This window comes from Nonomuraea corallina (assembly GCF_027620315.1).
Lineage (GTDB): Bacteria > Actinomycetota > Actinomycetes > Streptosporangiales > Streptosporangiaceae > Nonomuraea > Nonomuraea corallina.
Genome location: NZ_JAPNNL010000352.1, coordinates 1 through 986, shown reverse-complemented (window position 1 = coordinate 986; position 986 = coordinate 1). Strand labels below are relative to the sequence as shown.

1 protein-coding gene is annotated in these 986 nt (G+C 68.6%); it reads right to left on the bottom strand.

Features of this window, described 5'->3' with window-relative positions; all coding sequences use genetic code 11:
• Positions 1-804, bottom strand: an 804-nt coding sequence (gene istA / locus OUY22_RS36655; protein ID WP_270159914.1) for an IS21 family transposase, incomplete at its 3' end; no start/stop codon positions are given.
• Positions 805-986: the final 182 nt, after the last annotated feature.

Here is a 986-nt window from a genome sequence, read left to right as displayed (position 1 = left end):
CGCCACCGTGTTGACCTCGGCGCACCAGGTGCGGGCGGCGATATTGGCCACCGTCAGGTCCTCGAACGGCGCCTGCGGGACGACCAGGTCCCGCTTGGCGTAGCCGACCAGGTTCTCCACGATCCCCTTCGACTCCGGGTCGTTCGCCTCGCACCAGTCGGGCCGAAAGCCGTAGTGGGTGGCGAAGCGCACGTAGTCGGCGGTGGGGATGACCTTGTTGGCCACCACGCCGCCCTTCAGGCAGCCCATCCGGTCGGCCAGCACCACCTTGGGCACCGCGCCGAGAGCCTCGAAGCACTCGGCCAGGAAGGCCAGCGTGGTCTCGGCGCGCTCGTTGTCGGCGAAGCGGACGAACCGCAAACGTGACCAGGCCAGCACGGCGCAGAACACGTGCAGCCCGCCGCCCGCGTCGCCCCAGTCGATGACCAGCATCTCGCCTGGTGTCCAGATGGCCGGGCGCCGCCCGCGCGGGTTCTGACGCCGCCATGCCTTCTTGGCCTCGGCGACCAGCCGCCGGAAGTTACGCGCCGACCCGCCGTACCCGGCGGCCTGCGCCAAGGGCAGCAGCCGTTTGGCAGAGATCTTCGCATGCGTCGCGCGGACCTTGTCGGCCACCAGCTGGGCGACCGCGTCGTAGTTGTGCTCGCGTTGCCTGCGGGGCGGCGCCTTGTCCCCGGCCAGCGCCCGCTCGATGATGCGTTTGACGGTCTTGTGGGTGGTGCCGCACATCTCAGCGGCCCCACGATAGGTGCCTACCTCGCGGTAGGCGGCGATGATGTCCATGACTTCCCCCGAAGATTTCATGGCCGGGCAGACTCCCTGAGCGGTGATCACGTGACTGGCTCGACACCGTCACGATCACCGTTCAGGGGCACACCCCGCCCCACGACACACGGACAAGCACTCAAGACGTGGGGACTTGAATCTGGCCACCAGCGGTGACCTCAACCCGGCCACCTGCGGCTACTTTTGCACGGCCACGGACA